The organism is Paenibacillus sp. FSL R7-0198 (assembly GCF_038000415.1).
Lineage (GTDB): Bacteria > Bacillota > Bacilli > Paenibacillales > Paenibacillaceae > Paenibacillus.
The window spans coordinates 3,110,328-3,127,106 of the sequence record NZ_JBBOCB010000001.1 but is presented as its reverse complement, the minus strand read 5'-3'; the positions used below and the strand labels follow the sequence as shown (position 1 = coordinate 3,127,106).

Below are 16,779 nucleotides of genomic sequence, written 5' to 3'. Positions count from 1 at the left end.
CAACAATTTAGCGGAAATTGAATGCATTTATTTTTGTACAAGTAAAACATGAATGTGGGAGAGGACTCTAATTTTATACGTCCATACTGTGTCCATACAGGGAACGCGGAAGCCTTTGCATAGCATAAATCGACCCCAATCCGGGGACAATGAAACCAATACAATGAAGGGGAGAAAGGCTTAAATACAGGGAAATGACTTCTTTCGACAAACTTTTTTTGCTCAACCTATTGCAATGTGAAAAAGATCACATTATAATGAGTGTATAAAGTGAAATAAATCACATACACAGTTTCGAACAAGAAGTGAAATATTTCACAACCATCATAACGTTATATTCAAACTCATTTATATATTTCGAGGAGGAACTTTTAATGAAAATCGCAGTTATCGGATGTACACACGCAGGGACCGCAGCCATCGTAAACACCGCCAAATTGTACCCGGATGCTACCATCACGGTGTATGAGCGCAATGACAATATCTCCTTCCTATCTTGTGGCATTGCGCTCTACGTAGGTGGAGTTGTGAAAGACCCTGACGGTTTGTTCTATTCTTCGCCTAATCAATTGGCAGAGCTTGGTGTTGAGACCAAGATGCTTCATGAAGTTACAGCAGTAGATGCCAAGGGTCATACCCTTCGGGCTAAAAACCTGCAAACCGGGGAAGAATTTGAAGATACGTTTGACAAACTGATTGTGACAACGGGGTCATGGCCTGTCGTTCCGAAGCTTGAAGGCATCGAGATGGATAACATTTTACTTTGCAAAAACTACAATCATTCCAACACGATTATTGAAAAAGCCAAAGATGCCAAACGTGTTACCGTTGTAGGTGCAGGATATATCGGCGTTGAGCTGGTGGAAGCTTTCCAAATGAATGGCAAGGAAGTTACCCTGATCGACAGTGTGGACCGGATTTTGAACAAATACCTGGACCCTGAATTCACGGATGCGATCGAAGATACGTTGACTGGGCGTGGCATCAAGCTGGCTCTTGGTCAAACGGTACAGAAGTTTACTGGAGAGAATGGCAAAGTAACTAAGGTGATTACGTCCAAAGGAGAGTTTGAAACCGATCTGGTTATTCTGTGCATTGGTTTCCGTCCAAATACAGAGTTGCTTAAAGGCCAAGTGGATATGCTGCCAAATGGCGCAATCGTCGTGGATAAATATATGCAAACGAGTCAAAAAGACGTCTTCGCTGCAGGTGACAGCTGTGCTATTCATTACAACCCGACAGGTAAAGCATCTTACATTCCGCTGGCAACCAACGCCGTACGGATGGGTACACTTGTAGCCCGCAACCTGGTTCGTCCTACGACACCATACATGGGTACACAAGGAACATCCGGTATCAAAATTTATGAGCAAAATATCGCAGGTACAGGAATGACGGAAATGTCTGCTGCTGACGAAGGTTTGATTGTGGAATCTGTCGTACTGGAAGATAGCTACCGTCCGGAGTTTATGCCAACGGCTGAGAAACTGTTGCTTAAAGTGGTATATGAGCAGGCAACTCGTCGGATCGTCGGAGCACAGGTGATGTCTCAGGTTGACCTGACCCAATCGATTAATACGATCTCGGTCTGCATCCAAAACAACATGACCGTAGATGAGCTGGCCTTCATCGACTTCTTCTTCCAGCCACATTACAACAAACCATGGAACTTCCTGAACACGGCTGGTCTGCAAGCACTGCCACCGGTAGAAGTAAAAGCACCAGCAATGGTGTAAGCAAGCAGAATAGATGGTCGAACAGCTAGCATGATAAACGCCATACAAAGATAAGTCATGCTTATCTGTAAACATGAGGTGTACAATAACTGCCAGGATTACGAAACAAGGCGGACGATTATATAGGAAAAAGAAGACTGGCGAGTATATCGTCAGTCTTTTTTGTGATTTTTTAGCTTCAAAAGGTCTTACTATACTCTGCTGACTTAACTATTCAAAGACGCTCTGAAAGTATTTTTTTAAACAACATTGTGATAATTTGCACAAAGTTATGTTTAGGACCGAGATACAATTAGGATGTGGTATTCAACGCATAACTAATGAATTTCAAATGGTTTTATCCAATGATGAACAATGAAGGAGAGGATGAATGATATGGCAGCAAAAACACCTCTTGAGGTTGCACAATATACGGCGCAAACAGGCATGAAGAAGGCTCAATATCCGGTGTCTTCTGTACTGGTGCTTAGTTTTCTGGCAGGGGCTTTTATTGCGCTCGGTTTTCTACTGGATATTCGGGTGATTGCATCTGCTCCTGCTGAGTGGGGAAGTCTGGTTAATCTGATTGGTGCAGCAGTGTTCCCGGTGGGACTAATTTTGGTGCTCATCGGTGGTGGCGAGTTGCTGACAGGTAACATGATGGCAGTTCCACTCGCGACGATTGCTCGAAAGTTATCCGTTGGTAATATGTTGAAAAATCTAACCTTAGTGACGATTGGTAACTTTGTTGGAGCTTTGTTTGTCGCATACGCGTTTGGACATGTGCTTGGTCTGACCGGAGAGGGTGTATATCTGGCGAAAGTGGTGGATATGGCTGGACACAAGCTGCATGACGGATTCCTGCAGGCTTTTATCTCAGGCATCGGCTGTAACTGGCTGGTCGCGCTGGCGGTGTGGCTATCTTATGCATCGGATACAATGAGTGGCAAGGTACTGGGTATTTGGTTTCCAACGATGGCGTTTGTGGCCATTGGATTCCAGCACGTTGTGGCCAATATGTTCCTCATCCCGGCGGCAATCTTCGAAGGACATTATTCGTGGGGCCAATATGTGATGAATTTCATTCCGGTATGGCTCGGGAATCTGACTGGTGGTGCTCTGTTTGTAGCTGCAGCCTATTGGGTGGTGTACCTGCGCCAAGCTGAGCCGAAAGTGAAACCGGAGGTAGCCACGTCGATCGAAGCTGTGGAGACGGAGGCCAGAGCGATGTGGAGCAAGCAGGCGTAGCAGGGCATATATACACGTATGTATACATGGGTAATGGAACATTCATGTAGAAGAGAAGACGATTCTGATCTTGCTCGGTTCATGGCGAATATGCTGTGATGGAGCAAGGCGGGATCGTTTTTTTGTATGGGGTCCTTGTTGGAGTTTAACGCAAAATAAATTCGCCATGACAAGGTTCGGGGGAACGAAACCTGTTCATGGCGAATTTCGGGAGTGGTCCATGATATGGCATGAGGAGGAAGTGGGGAAACACTAGCCTAATGCCTTATTTTTAATTTACCCCTGAATTCTGAAGTTGAATCAAATGGCAAAACATTTTTTTGAAAATAATTTTAATCCGCTATAGCGGTGAATATTGGGCGAAAATATATTGTTCTCTTTACGTATTAACCTCGAAGAAGATATGATATAGGGATAGTTTTTTAAAGAGGGGGAGCCATACGATGATCGATCAGGAGAATGGAATTTTCGCAGCGGTATGCCCGCTCGATTGTCCGGATACTTGTGGTCTGTTACTACATAAAGAGAACGGTAAAATTGTGAAGGTGGCAGGCAATCCGGATCATCCGATCACCAAGGGTGCCATTTGTAATAAAGTCAGAAATATGACCGAGCGGGTGTATCACCCCGAGCGTCTACAATATCCGATGAAACGTGTAGGAGCCAAAGGTGAAGGCCAGTTTGAACGAATCAGTTGGGATGAAGCGATTTACGAGATTACGACCAAATTCACTGCATTGTCCGAGACTTACGGCCCGGAGAGCATCCTGCCCTACAGCTTTTACGGTAACATGGGCATTCTCGGCGTAGACGGCATGGACCGACGTTTCTTCAATGCGCTTGGTGCAAGTGTGCTGGAGCAGACGATCTGTAACTCTGCTGGAAATACCGGCTGGAAATATACGATGGGCGCCAACCACGGAACGGTGCCGGAAGATACGGAGCACGCGGATCTCATCCTGGTATGGGGCGGTAATATCGTCAGTACGAATATGCACCAGGTCGTTTTGGCGGAGAAAGCCCGTAAGAAAGGCGCCAAGATCGTCGTCATCGACGTTCATCGCAATCGTACGGCCCAATGGGGCGACTGGTTTATTCCTTTGTATCCGGGCACGGATAGCGCACTAGCGCTGGGTTTGATGCATGTGCTGTTCGAACGGGGACTAACGGATGAAGCGTTTATGCAAAAGTATACAGTGGGTCATGAGGCACTGCGTGATCATGTCCGCAGTTACAACCCTGAACGTGTTGCACGCATTACGGGTGTGCCGGAGGAAACCATTGTGGAGCTGGCCGAACTATACGGCAACGCACAGGCAGCCCATATTCACATCGGCAATGGCCTCCAGCACCATGATAATGGGGGGATGAACGTGCGTAGCGTTGCTTGTCTGCCTGCCATTACAGGGCAATGGCTGAAGCAAGGCGGCGGTGCCGTTCGCACGAACAGCTACGCGAGCACGAATAGCGACGCGCTGGAACGTCCGGAGCTGCGGCAGAATCCGGAGCCGCGAGTAGTGAACATGAACCGGATTGGTGAAGCGTTGCTGGAAGCAGAGCAGCCGATCCGGGCTATGATGGTTTACTGCAGCAATCCACTGGTGGTGGCACCGGATACCGAGCGGGTGGAGCGAGGTTTTGCACGGGAAGATCTGTTCACGGTTGTGCATGATCTGTTCATCACGGATACGGCGAAATATGCAGATATCGTATTGCCAGCCACATCTTCATTTGAAGCGACGGACCTGTACACCTCTTATTGGCATCAGTACGTTCATCTGCAAGAGCCGGTAATTGCACCGATTGGGGAGAGCAAGAGCAACGTGGAACTGTTCTCACTGCTTGGGCAGGCTATGGGGTACGATCCTGCAATCTTCGGAGAAACGCCGGAACAGATGATTGAGGACGCACTTCAGGGCACAGGCAACCCCTACATGAATGGGGTCACGTTGGAGGGACTGAAGGAACATCGATTCGTGAAGCTGGATATGACGCCACATGCTACATATCTGGATCAGCTGCCCACGCCTTCAGGCAAAATCGAATTGTATTCCGAGACGATGGAACAGAGAGGGCTTCCCCCGCTCCCTACCTATAGTGCTCTGGTTGAAGGATATGATGGGGAGAATCCGGCTGGACCTGCCGATACCTATCCATTGATGTTCCTGTCGCCGCCAAACCATAATTTCCTGAACTCCACCTTTGGCAATTCAGCCAAACATCAGCGTTTGGAAAAGATGCCTCTATTGCAAATGCATCCTGAAGACGCTGCCCGCAGAAACGTGGAGGATGGAGATGCGGTGCTCGTATGGAATGATCGTGGGCGCATTGAACTTACCGCCAAGGTAAGTGAAGCCATGCTGCCGGGAACTGTTATCAGCCAAGGCTTATGGTGGGATGGTGACGGGAAGAAGCAGCGGGCAAACTCGCTCACATCCAACCGATTGTCGGACATGGGCAACGGTGCTACCTTCTTCTCGGCCACTGTTGAAGTGAAGCGTCAATGAGTGTGCTTGCAGGGTGATTTTTTTGAGGTAAGATGAACAAAGGCTAGAATTTGAGCAGGATTATAGTGCAATAGATGTAACACTTCATAAAACCTTCGCTCTGGCTGGTTATGGTTATGCCGTCAGGGCAAAGGTCTATTTTTTATGGCCATTTGTTTGTGCAGAGGTACTAAGGAGAATGATTTAACGATGATGAGATGGCTGGATAACTATCCAAAAGAAGTGAGAATATTTTTATTAGCAAGTCTGGTTAATGCAACAGGCAGTGCCTTGATGTGGCCGCTGACCACGATGTATGTGTTTGATGAGCTAGGACGGACGATGGCTAACGCGGGTTTTGTAATCCTCATTCAGTCCCTGGGTGGCATCTTTGGACAATTGCTTGGTGGTTCGTTGTATCACCGGGTGGGCGTGAAGAAGCTGATTATTGGCTCACTGGCGCTTAATGCGTTAGGTTTGTTTGCGCTGCCCTGGATTAGTGCGTATTGGGTCGTATTTATATGTGCGATGGGGTGGATTGGTCTGTTCAGTTCATTGTCGCTGCCAGCGATTCAGGCCTTTATTGGCTTCCGGTTTGCGGAGCAACGCGGTGAATTATTCAATATTATCTATGTGGCGAACAATATTGGGGTGGCGATTGGTACGGCGCTGAGTGGTTTTCTGGCTGACTTTTCCTATCACCTCAGCTTTGTACTGAACGGAGTGACCTCAGCCGGGTTTGCGATTTTCTTCTGGTATTATCTGTCGCGGGTCGAACCGGATCAGGGGGAAGTACATCTGACCAAACGCAAAACCGTCCCCGATGGGCCGGGCGTCTGGGCATTGCTGGGTAATACCCGATTATATCTGTTTATGAGCTTGGGCGTGCTCTTCCTGTTATTCGGCAACTCCATCTGGAACACAGGTGTGTCCCCGTATATCATCTCTGAGGGTATGGAAAAAAGAATGTACGGTCTGCTCTGGACCCTGAACGGGGTGCTGATCTTTGTGGGCCAACCTTTTACCAGCTGGGTGAAACGGACCATGGCCCGTACCTCCACTGCCCAGATGACCGCGAGTGCCGTATTCTATGGCATGGCCTACATCGTGATGATTACCATGTACAGCTATCCGGGCATGGTGCTTGCCATGGTACTTGCCACGTTTGGAGAGATGTTGATCTCCCCTGCAACACCTGCGTTTATCTCGGAGCATGCGGGCAGGGCGGCGCCTTTTTACATCGGGATATCGGGTGGGATCGGTGCGGTTGGACGGGTTATCGGCCCCTATGCGATGGGGGTCATGTATGACAAACAGGGACTTATTCCGGTAGCGTGGCTGGCAACAGGCACAGCAGCTATTGCGGTACTTGGTTTTGTGTTGCATGCGGTGTTGAACCGTAATCGTGAAGTGAAGGAGTATGGAATGGACGCCTAACAGATCTCATCGGGTTGGATAGGATGCGGAAGGAAGAACGAGTTGAAGTGGACGGTAAATTCACTGTAAACTGTCTGTTCATCCGTAAATTATGGTTGACAAAAAAATCTTTTTATGCTATAATTTACATATTAAAACATTCCGTATATACTAAGATTCTCCTGGCCAGGGGAATCTTATTTTTGTTTGTACGGGAGGATGAAATATGATGAAGCAAAATGAGTCCAGCATTACATCCTTGATTTCGGCTTTTGGTCGATCTTACCACTGCCAATACGATACACCTCTTATTTTGGATGATTATATAGCCAGTGCGCTTATCACTCCTCAAGAGTTTTCGGATATCCGTGAGAATATGATTCAAGGTATCCATTTTTTCAACCCGGACATGGCTCATCTGATCAAGGACGACCCGGATGAGATACTGAGGTGGATTGTACAGACCCAGCTTGCTCCAACCCCCTTGGCACGTGCCGCATATTGCGAACGAGTGCTGCTTCATGAAATGGCATTGGGAGGCACGCAATATGTAATACTTGGAGCCGGTCTGGATACGTTTGCGTTTCGGTATCCGGAATTAAAGGATAGACTGAACATCATTGAAGTGGATATCCCAGCCACACAGCAATTCAAACGTAGTCGGCTGTCGTCCTCGAAACTACCTATTCCATCCAATCTGCACTTTGTAGCTATGGATTTGACCGATAAGGATTCCCTTATAACGCTCGTGACTGAAGAGTTAAGCAGCGAGAAATCCTTTGTGAGTTTACTTGGCGTCTCTTTTTACTTGACCAAAGAAGACTTGTCCCGGTTGTTACAAGTGTTGTTTACGAAACTGCCTTCCGGCAGTTCAATTGTTTTTGACTACGCTGACGAACATCTTTTTGATACAAAGGGCATATCTAATCGCGTGGACCATATGATCCAGATGGCAGCAGCTGGCGGTGAGCCGATGCAATCCGGGTACTCATATGTGGAGATGGAGGCCTTGCTTGATGAAGCGGGGTTGCTTATCTATGAGCATCTGACTCCAGAGGCGATTCAGGAACAGTTTTTCCAGGATCGAACCGATCATCTAAGGGCATTTGAAACGATACATTTCATTCACGCGGTAAAAAAATAAATCAATCTGGGCATACAGGATTACCTAGATAGCCTACATTTGCATAGCAACGACCAACCTTCATCCTGAGGCAGGGTGAGGGTTGTTTGGTTTGAACGAAGGATCAACATAGACCATGATTCGGTAGTCAATATTTTCGCATGTGATACAAATGTTCAGAAATCAGACTTGTTAGGGTGCAATTCCATGTCATTCAATGTCCTTGCCTCTATTTGTGCATAATGCCCATATAATAGAATGGATCTGGTTAAAGGCAGGGGGATGCATACGATGTACAAGGTTTTGTTGGTCGATGATGAATTTATGATCTCGGACGGGATCTCCAGTGTTGTGAACTGGACCCGATTAGGAACAGAACTGATCGGCATTGCTCAAGATGGATTGGAAGCGCTTGCTTCAATTGAGCGGCAACGTCCGGATATTATCATCTCGGACATTCGCATGCCGGGCATGGATGGATTACAGCTGGTTGAAGCGGTGGCTGAAAAGTATCAGGATATCTCATTTATCATGCTTACGGGTTTTACGGAATTTGAATATGCGAAGACGGCCATGCATTATGGAGTGAAGCACTATTTGCTCAAGCCCTGCAGCGAGGAGCATCTTGTACAGGCTATTAGTGAATTGGTCAGTGAGAAGCGGGAGTTGACTGATCAAGAGCGCTTTGTACAGTCGATCCAATATAATCTGGAGCGTGTACTGCCGCATGCCAAGGAATATTTTCTGAAAGAGCTGGTGACCAACAGAACGTATGGCGCCAAGGAGTGGAAATATTTCGAGGAATTATTCGATGTACAGTTCCAGGATCAGCGTGTGCGGTTGCTGCTGGTAGAGATCGAGGGGGATCATGAGTATCTGCACTTGTTCGCGGTCAAGAACATTGCCGAGGATATTTTTCACAATCCGATCTTAAGTACCACGGTTGGAGGGCATGTGTTACTGATGATGGAGGACAAGTTGTCTGAAACACAGTTGTTCCATAATATCGATGAGATTCGCGCCACATTTACCCGATATTATCATGATGATCTCACAATAGCGCTAAGCGAGCCAGGAGACCTCTCGCAGGCACGCCATTTGTACATGCAGACGCTGGTTTATCTCAATTACCGCTTTTACCTCGGTGAGGGCAGTCTCATTATGGAACGGGATATTTACTCTCCTGGAGAACGCATTCTTCCTGAATTCGAATACGATCCGGAGCGGATGGTTACTGCAATCAAGGCGGGACACTGGCAGGAAGTGGGATCAGAGCTGAACCGGATGTTTCAGCTGCTGGCCAGCTTGCGATACGATATATCCCAAACGAAGTCCTATCTTATTCAGATGTTTATGGAGATGATTCGACTCAGTGGCTCTGCCGAGATGAAAAGGTATATGGACCAGTTGCCAGGCATGATAGAATCCAGCACCCTGCATTCTTTTCAACAGTTTCTGCTTGCCGTTGCCAAGGAAATCACGCTTCGCCGTTACGAACAACACCGCTCCAGACAATCGCAGATGGTAGGCAGTGTGAAACAGTTGGTAGAGAAGCGCTACAGGGACGAGACATTAACACTCCAGTCCATCGCTGGGGAAATATACATGAATCCAGACTACATCGGCAAAATGTTCAAAAAAGAAACCGGTGAGAAATTTACGAACTATGTGTTAAGCTACCGCATCCGCAAAGCATTGGAACTTCTGGAGCAGGACGGGAACTGCACTGTATCCTCGCTTGCCGAGCAGACAGGGTTTGGTGCCAACTGGCCGTATTTCAGCAAAATGTTCAAGAAATACACGGGATTCTCCCCTTCCGAGTATAAAAAAGTTCCCTAAGACAGCGTTGCTGTCGCTTCTACATAGCTAATCTTTATATCCGATCTACATCTAATCTGTGATCGGGCCCTGTACGCCATTCATCGGCAGCAGGGTCTTTTTTTGTCGGACGGAACTCGGTTTTGAACATCCATTTAACGGAAATGAGCATGGGAAGAAAAGGCGCTCGCTTCTATCATTAGAAGTGTCATGTTAATCAATACCGAGAGTGGAGGGCGAGTGGATGGAGCTGAATCGAAGCCGGGGAATTGAACCTGGGCGTTTGAAGCCAGCTGGCAAATGGAGTTCGGTGAAAAAGGAACTTGTCCGCAACAGATACGTTTATCTGATGCTCGTTCCTGTGGTAGCCTACTATCTGATTTTCAGCTATGGGCCAATGTACGGGCTACTGATGGCATTTCAGGAATCCTACAACCCGATCAAAGGAATCTTGGCAGGCGAATGGGTCGGATTTGACAACTTCACCATGTTTTTCGAAAGTTATTATTTCTGGCGACTGATTAAGAACACACTGATTTTGAGTTTTTACAGTATTGTGTTTGGTTTTCCGGCTCCGATTCTACTAGCACTGTTGCTGAATGAAGTCCGGAAGAAGTGGTTCAGAGGCGCAGTACAGACCATCAGTTATATGCCGCATTTCATCTCGGTTGTTGTCGTGGTTGGAATGTTGAAAACGTTCTCATCTCTGGACGGTGGGTTATTTAACGTCATTCGTGACTTTTTCGATCTGCAGCCGATTATGTTTTTGGCGGAAAAAGATATGTTCCGTCCGATGTACATCCTGTCCAACATATGGCAGGGCGCAGGCTGGGCCTCGATTATCTTTTTGGCAGCACTAAGTGGTATTGATCCTCAGTTGTATGAGGCTTCCAAAATTGATGGTGCAGGCCGCTGGAGACAGCTATTACATATTACACTGCCGGGCATTATGCCAACGATTGTGATCATGTTAATTCTGCGTATGGGGGCGGTCATGAACGCGGATTTTCAGAAAATATTGCTGATGCAAACGGCACCGACCTATGAGACATCGGATGTTATCTCCACCTTTGTCTATCGATCGGGTATTTTGGAGGGCAACTATACGTATTCAACGGCCATCGGACTTTTCAATGGCGTCATTAATTTCGCGCTACTTATTATCGCAAATGCGATCAGCAGAAAGCTTAACTCAACCAGTCTATGGTAATCGGAAGGTGAAGCGATGAGACAGTCTATAGGGGAACGACTTTTTGATGTATTTAATACACTGCTGCTCTTGGTGATCATGGTTTTATGCTTTTACCCGATGCTGTACGTGTTCAATTCTTCAATCAGCGACCCGGACCAGATGCTGCGTTCCCGTTCACTGATGCTCATTCCTGAAGGTTTTCAGCTGGGAGCGTACAAGTCGGTATTTCAGGATACTCGCATCTATACGGGATATATGAACACCTTGTTCTATGTTGTGGTAGGTACCGCGATTAATCTGCTCATGACTTCACTGGCTGCATATGGGCTGTCACGCGGTGATCTGATGGGCAGAAAAACGTTGATGAAATTAATAACGTTCACGATGTTCTTCGGCGGGGGCATGATTCCGACGTTTCTGCTGATTCAAAATCTGGGCATGGTGGATACCCGTTTTGCGCTTATTATTCCGGGTGCCATCAGCACATTCTATTTCCTTATTATGAAAACAAATTTTGAGGGCATTCCGATCAGTCTGATCGAATCGGCGAAGCTTGATGGTGCCAATGACTTTCTGATTTTGTTCCGAATTGTACTGCCTTTGTCAAAGCCAATCCTGGCGGTCATGATGCTGTATTATGCGGTTGACCATTGGAATGATTATGTCGGACCGATGCTCTACCTGCGCAGTCAGGAATTATATCCGATCCAGATTATTATGCGTGATATTCTGATCAGCAGCAGTACGGAGGCCATGGGCGCTGGCGCCGATACCGGCTTTGCCATTGGGGAGAACATCAAATATGCAACCATCATTATCTCGACGCTGCCTATTATGCTGGTATATCCGTTCATCCAACGTTATTTTGTTCAGGGCGCTTTAATCGGTGCTGTGAAACAATAAAAATGTATCCTATGGAGGCGAATTACGTGAAAAAAAGAATGGGGTCCATCCTGTTGTCATCGCTACTTACCATGTCTTTACTGGCGGGCTGTACGGGTGATAATGAACCAGGTAACGCAGAGCCAGCGGAAGGAACAGAACCTGCGGTTCAGGCGTTAACCGAGATTCCGCTACCGATTACAAGTGAGCCATTTACCATTGACTACTGGCGCGCCAATGATGCCAAACTGACAGCTTCCTTGAACAATTTTGGCGATATGGCGGCTTATAAGGAAAAGGAGAAGCTGACAGGCATCCAAGTGAAGTTCACACATCCTCCGCTTGGACAACAGCGTGACCAATTCAATCTGTTGATTTCCACGAAGGAGCTTCCGGACGTCATTTATTATAACTGGGCAGATGCCGTTGGCGGACCGGAAAAAATGATCAAGGATGGTCGAATCATTCGATTGAACGAACTGATCGACAGTTATGCACCGAACTTAAAGCGGATTATTGAATCCGATCCGGATGTGAAGAAACAGATTGCACTCGATGATGGAACGATCTATATGTTCCCGCTGCTCAAGCTGGATGCTTTGAAGCTAAATGCCACTTCCGGTTTAATTATGCGCCAGGATTGGCTTGATGCATTGAACCTTAAGGTACCTACGAACATTGATGAGTGGTATACGGTACTCAAGGCATTTAAGGAACAGGACCCTAACGGCAACGGCAAGCCAGATGAGCTGCCATTCACAGGAAACTGGGGGCCGGGTAACCTGACCAAGCTCCATGATTTTGCCGCGGCCTTTGGGGTAATTGGTGGCTTCCAGATGAATGGAGACAAGGTGGAGTTTGGACCGATTCAACCAGGCTACCGTGATTTCTTGGAGACCATGGCCAAGTGGTACAAGGAAGGGCTGATTGATCCCGAGATCATGACCAATGACGGTAAAGCATTCGACTATAAGGTCACCAGCAATCTGGCAGGCGCATATCAGGGTGGTGTGTTCAGTGGCATGGGGAAATACTTCAATCTGATGAGAGATACGGATCCGAACTTTAATGTAACCGGCGTACCGTGGCCTGTATCTCCGGATGGAACTTCGTATGCGACATTTAATTTGGATGCTAAAGTGTTGACTTATGGTGAGGCCATTACGGCTTCCGCGGACGAAGACAAACTGAAATATATTGTACAGTGGATGGACTACAACTATAGCGAAGAGGGTAGTGATCTGTTCAACTTTGGTATCGAAAATGACAGTTATGTTCGTGACGGGGAAGGTGTCAAATTTACAGATACCATCATTAATAATCCGAACGGTCTGACGTATGATCAGGCACTGGCTTCTTATGCCTTATCCATTATGGACGGTCCGATCAATCAGGATAGTCGTTATTTGGATGCCTTACTATTTGACGACGGACAACGTGCCGCGAATGCGGAATGGATGAAAGCAAGCTCAGCTTTAACGCTTCCCCCAATTCGTTTGTCAACAGATGAGGTGACCACAAGTACGTCCATCATGAGCCAGGTAAATACGTATTTGAATGAAACGATGACTGCCATCATTAGCGGACAGAAGCCGATCACCGAATTTGACAAGATGGCCGAAACAATCAAGAGCATGGGCATTGACCGGGCGATTGAGGTTCATCAGGCGGCCTATGACCGATATCAGTCCAAATAATACGTGAGAAATCGAGCGCTAAAACTTTGGGAAAACCTTCCTGTATGTGATATACCTAGTAGTATCACGTGGTTCAAAGGAGCGCTTTGGTCATGACAGCCTACTGCAAACTCAGCATCAAAATGAAAATGTTTCTGATGATTATGTTCATGATGGCATTTATCATCATCCTGGCGTTTGGGTCCTTGTATTACACGTACTCCGTGTATGACAAACAGCTGTTTGATAAGTCTTCCCGACTTCTGAACCTTTCTTCGTCTACAGTGGATGTTGAACTTCAGAAGTTGGAAGCGTTATCATTAAACATGATCTCCGATACGCAGATTCAAAGAGCCTTGAAGTCGTTGCTGGATGACGATAGCGCATATTCAAGCTTTATTGAAAGGAAGAAGATCACCGATCGGCTTTGGGAGCATATTAGTGGGGCTGCACGTTATGTGCAGTCCGTTCATCTGATTGATTCCAGGGGAAGAGTGAATAAATATGGCGAGACGCTCACCGTATCCAAGGAAAAGTATGATCGGATGATTGCGGCTGCGGAGCAGGCCAATGGTGCAGTACGCTGGTTATACCCGGATGACGATGACCCGATGCTGGTTATGGTCCGTCAGGTGCGAGCCTACGAACCGATGACCCTGGAACCGGTAGGCATACTGTTTCTGCGTATTAATATCGAGCGACTCGTTGAGGAGTATGCGGGCATTGATAGCCAGGACAGTGACATTATTTTAAAAGCAGGCAGTGAGGTGGTTTATCCTTATCGTCAGCTTCCAGAAGCGGTGTCCGCGGGGCTGAATCCACTTCCAGGTAGTGGGGGATATGAGATCAAGAATCTGGATGGGAGGGAGATATTTCTTTCCCAGAAGAAATCCGCCTACACCGGCTGGGTTTACTATAATATGGCCTCTTATGATGAAATTTTTGAACGTATTATATGGTTGAAAAATAGTTTGATTGTCGTTTATCTTATCGCCATTCTGGTCGTTCTCGCGCTTGGTATGGTGTTCGCACGCAGTCTGACAAGGCCGATCAGGCAGCTCATCAGTCAGATGAAGGAGGTTCAGTATGGGGATCTGGAGAACATAGACGCCAATCTGTCCATTCCAACACATCAGCACATGGATGAACTGGGGTTATTACAGCGTACGTATCGACTGATGATTACACATATTAATACATTGATCAAAGAAAATTATGCAAGCCAGTTGGTCATTAAGGAAACAGAGTTCAAAGCGCTACAGGCGCAGATCAATCCTCACTTTCTGTATAATGCGCTGGATTCGATCCATTGGCTCGCCAAAAAGAACAGGCAGGAGCAAATCTCCAGTATGGTGTTATCACTCGGATATTTGCTGCGTTCCTCTATCAGCTTCAAGCAAAATATCATTACCATTGCCGAAGAACTGGAGATCGTCAATCATTACATCACCATTCAAACCTACCGTTTCCGGCAACGGCTGGATTTCCGTATGGATGTGCCTGCTTCTTATCTGGGTTGTGCCATTCCAAAGTTGACCCTACAGCCGCTACTGGAGAATGCCATTCAATACGGTTTGGAACCACAGGTTGGATCATGTCTGATTCGAGTGTATGCCGAGATATCAGGTGGCAAGCTGGCCCTTATCGTGGAGGATCACGGTCCCGGCATGGAACCCGAATATGTGGAACAGGTGCTGCGCGGTGAAGTGAAAACCAGAGGCACAGGTATTGGTCTGCTGAATATCAGGGAGCGGGTACGTCTGGCATTTGGCGAAGAATATGATGTTCTGCTGGAGAGCAAGCCGGGGCATGGAACGAGAGTAACGGTGCTGCTGCCACCCCCATCACCAGGTAAGGAGGAGAAGCTATGGGAAGATGGATGCGAATGATAGGTATGCTCTGTCTTATGCTGACTCTTCCTGGCTGCGTGAACCAGTTGGATCAAAGGCCAGGCATGATTGTGGAAGAAGAGCCGATAACACTGCGAATGGCTTGGTGGGGTGGGGAGTTCCGCAACAATGCAACGATAGCTGTTATCGACCTGTATGAGAAGTTGAATCCACATGTGAACATTGAATACGAATATAGCAGTTTCAACGAATACTGGAGAAAACTTGCCCCACATGCAGCAGGCAATGCGTTGCCCGACATTATCCAGATGGACATCTCCTATCTGTCCCAGTACAGCTCGTTGCAACTGTTGGAGGACATGACGCCGTACATGCAGAGCGGACTGATCGACACGACAGATATTGAGAAGGAACAGCTGGAGAGTGGTAGCCTGAATGGAAAGACCTATGGTCTCAGTTTGGGGGTTAACGCCATGCTCAGCATCTATGATCCGGAAGTGTTAAAGGCCAATGATATTGAATTGCCAACGGATACGTGGACATGGGCGGATTTTGACCGTATGGGCGAGCAATTGCTCGGGAAAGGCATCTATCTGGGAACCTATTTTACGCCGGAACAGTTTTTCGCGTACTACTTGAGACAGTATGGTTCCAAGCTGTACGCCGAGGATGGCAAAAGGTTGGGGTATGAGGATGATGGGTTGTTTATTGAGTACTTTGGCAGGATGCAGCAACTCGCAGAGAAGAAGCTTATTTTTGCACCGGATATCTGGACATCAGATATTGGCCAGCCTGATAACGACCCGTTTTATCTGGGAGAGGCTTTGTTTAGCTGGGGGTATTCCAACCAATTTATCAGCACCGCTCAGCGTTATGGCAAACCTTTAACCATCTCCCCGATGCCTGGGCCAAACAGCCAAGATGGATTGTTCTTGAAGCCAGGCATGTTTTTCTCCATGGCGGGCAATTCCAGACATAAGGAGGAGGCGGCCAAGTTCATCAGCTTTTTTGTGAATGATTTGGATGCCAATCTGCTTCTCAAAGGGGAGCGGGGGGTGCCCGTCTCATCCAGTGTCAAAGAGCGGATGAAGCTGGTGGTGGAACCGGAGCTGGCGCAAGTGTTTGACTATATTGATTGGGTTGCGGATAACAGCACTCAGATGGACCCGCCTGATCCTGTAGGTGCACCTGAGGTCACTGCGGTGCTACGTGAGTTGTATGATCTCCTGCTGTTTGGCAAAATTACGCCTGAGCAGGCGGCGGTGGAATTCCGTGAGCGGGCAAACACAATTTTGAATGGGAAGTTATAAGAATGGACTAGATCATATATGTATATAATGGGCTTGGGGCTGTTGTCGTTCACAAGCTCAACC

Annotated in this window: 11 protein-coding genes; all 11 read left to right on the top strand. The window is 47.2% G+C overall.

The genetic code is table 11. From position 1 onward, the window contains the following. Positions 1-374: 374 nt before the first annotated feature. Positions 375-1,736, top strand: a complete 1,362-nt coding sequence (locus MKY87_RS13440) for an FAD-dependent oxidoreductase (RefSeq protein WP_340912225.1) — start codon at positions 375-377, stop codon at positions 1,734-1,736. Positions 1,737-2,111: 375 nt separating this feature from the next. Further along, entirely contained in the window at positions 2,112-2,963 is an 852-nt protein-coding gene (locus MKY87_RS13435; RefSeq protein ID WP_338588850.1) for a formate/nitrite transporter family protein, read from the top strand. 443 nt (positions 2,964-3,406) lie between these two features. Next, entirely contained in the window at positions 3,407-5,470 is a 2,064-nt protein-coding gene (locus tag MKY87_RS13430) for a molybdopterin-containing oxidoreductase family protein (RefSeq protein ID WP_340964856.1), read from the top strand. A gap of 192 nt (positions 5,471-5,662) precedes the next feature. Next, positions 5,663-6,886: an MFS transporter gene (locus MKY87_RS13425; RefSeq protein WP_340967441.1), complete on the top strand. Its 1,224-nt coding sequence runs from the start codon at positions 5,663-5,665 to the stop codon at positions 6,884-6,886. 208 nt (positions 6,887-7,094) lie between these two features. Then, positions 7,095-8,009 carry a class I SAM-dependent methyltransferase gene (locus MKY87_RS13420; RefSeq protein ID WP_340967439.1) on the top strand — a complete coding sequence of 305 codons (915 nt, stop codon included), beginning with the start codon at positions 7,095-7,097 and terminating at the stop codon, positions 8,007-8,009. Between the two features lie 270 nt (positions 8,010-8,279). Next, on the top strand, positions 8,280-9,827 hold the full coding sequence (locus MKY87_RS13415) for a response regulator (protein WP_340964854.1): 1,548 nt from the start codon (positions 8,280-8,282) through the stop codon (positions 9,825-9,827). Between the two features lie 328 nt (positions 9,828-10,155). Further along, entirely contained in the window at positions 10,156-11,016 is an 861-nt protein-coding gene (locus MKY87_RS13410) for an ABC transporter permease (protein WP_235193717.1), read from the top strand. Between the two features lie 15 nt (positions 11,017-11,031). Next, positions 11,032-11,901 carry a carbohydrate ABC transporter permease gene (locus MKY87_RS13405; RefSeq protein ID WP_169479833.1) on the top strand — a complete coding sequence of 290 codons (870 nt, stop codon included), beginning with the start codon at positions 11,032-11,034 and terminating at the stop codon, positions 11,899-11,901. Positions 11,902-11,927: 26 nt separating this feature from the next. Further along, positions 11,928-13,577: an ABC transporter substrate-binding protein gene (locus tag MKY87_RS13400; RefSeq protein ID WP_340964851.1), complete on the top strand. Its 1,650-nt coding sequence runs from the start codon at positions 11,928-11,930 to the stop codon at positions 13,575-13,577. A 92-nt stretch (positions 13,578-13,669) separates the two neighbouring features. Continuing rightward, positions 13,670-15,445 carry a sensor histidine kinase gene (locus MKY87_RS13395; RefSeq protein WP_340964849.1) on the top strand — a complete coding sequence of 592 codons (1,776 nt, stop codon included), beginning with the start codon at positions 13,670-13,672 and terminating at the stop codon, positions 15,443-15,445. After that, positions 15,424-16,716: an ABC transporter substrate-binding protein gene (locus tag MKY87_RS13390; RefSeq protein WP_340964847.1), complete on the top strand. Its 1,293-nt coding sequence runs from the start codon at positions 15,424-15,426 to the stop codon at positions 16,714-16,716. The genes MKY87_RS13395 and MKY87_RS13390 overlap by 22 nt, the downstream gene beginning before the upstream one ends. Positions 16,717-16,779 lie beyond the last annotated feature (63 nt).